Raw genomic sequence first — 1,229 nt, 5'->3', positions numbered from 1 at the left:
CCGCCCAGCGCCGCCACCGCGCCGAGCGCCGTCCCGACCACCAGCGCCGACGCCGCCGCGCCCAGCCCGACCAGCAGCGAACGCCCGGCGCCGTGCACGATCCTGGCCCACACGTCGCGGCCGAGCTGGTCGGTGCCCAGCCAGTGCCCGGCACCCGGCGGACGCAGCACCGCGGTCAGGTCCACCTCGACCGGCGACCTCGACGTCAGCAGCTCGGGCCACACCGCCGCGACCGCGAACAGCCCGAGCACCGCGCCCGCGACCGCCGAAGCGCGCACGCGCGGACGGGCCCGGGGCCGCCGGAGGTCCGGACCAGGCAGGCGGACGCGGAGGAAGCCCATCACGCACCGCGCAGCCGCGGGTCGACGACCAGGTACAGGGCGTCGGTGACCAGGTTGACGACCACGAACACCAGCGCCGACAGCATCACCACCGCCGTCACCACCGGGAAGTCGCGGCCGTTCACCGCGGCCAGCGTCACCCGGCCGAGGCCGGGGCGGGCGAACACCGTCTCCACCATCACCGCCCCGCCGAGCAGGGTGCCCAGCGTCCAACCCGACATGGTGACCAGCGGGACGAGGGTGTGGCGCAGCACGTGCCGCGTCCGCACCGCCCACTCGGTGAGGCCCCGCGTCCGCGCGGTCGTGACGAACGGCTGGACCAGCACCTCCTCGGTCGCCTCGCGCAGCACCTGGCTCAGCACGCCGGTGACCGGCAGCGCCAGCGCGACCGCGGGCAGCACCAGCCCCGCCGGGTGGGCGGCCGACACCGGCAACCAGCGCAGGCCGAAGGAGAACACCGACAGCAGCAGGACGCCGGTCCAGAACGTCGGCATGGACGCGGCGACCAGATCGAACGCCTGGCACACCGCGCGGACCGCGGGGGAGCGGCCCGCCGTCGTCGTGACCACCAGCAGCGTCACCGAGATGGCCAGCGCCGACGCCGCCAACGCCAGTTGCGTGGTCGGCCACAGCTGCTCCCCGACGACCTGGGCGACCGGCTTCTGCAACTGGTAGGACCGGCCGAGGTCGAAGTGCGCCAACCGCTCCAGGTGTCGCAGGAAGCGCAGCGGCAGCGGCAGGTCCAGCCCCATCTCGTGCCGGATCGCCGCCATCGTCGCGGGCGTGGCGGGCGCACCGCCGACCAGCACCCGCGCCGGGTCGCCCGGCATCACCTGCAACGCGGCGAACGACAGCGTGGCCGCACCGCCCAGCACCAGCACCACGTGG

The 1,229-nt window shown here is 75.4% G+C and carries 1 protein-coding gene and 1 pseudogene; both read right to left on the bottom strand.

The genetic code is table 11. The features are described from left to right. A pseudogene (locus AB0G02_RS26355) lies at positions 1–278 on the bottom strand (ABC transporter permease); the annotation flags it as partial. A gap of 62 nt (positions 279–340) precedes the next feature. Further along, the coding region (locus tag AB0G02_RS26350) for an ABC transporter permease (protein WP_360798527.1) at positions 341–1,229 on the bottom strand (889 nt) is incomplete at its 5' end.

It is taken from the genome of Actinosynnema sp. NPDC023658 (assembly GCF_040639995.1).
Classification (GTDB): Bacteria; Actinomycetota; Actinomycetes; order Mycobacteriales; family Pseudonocardiaceae; genus Actinosynnema.
Note: the sequence above shows the minus strand (reverse complement) of the source record. Positions and strands in the feature narration are given on the sequence as shown.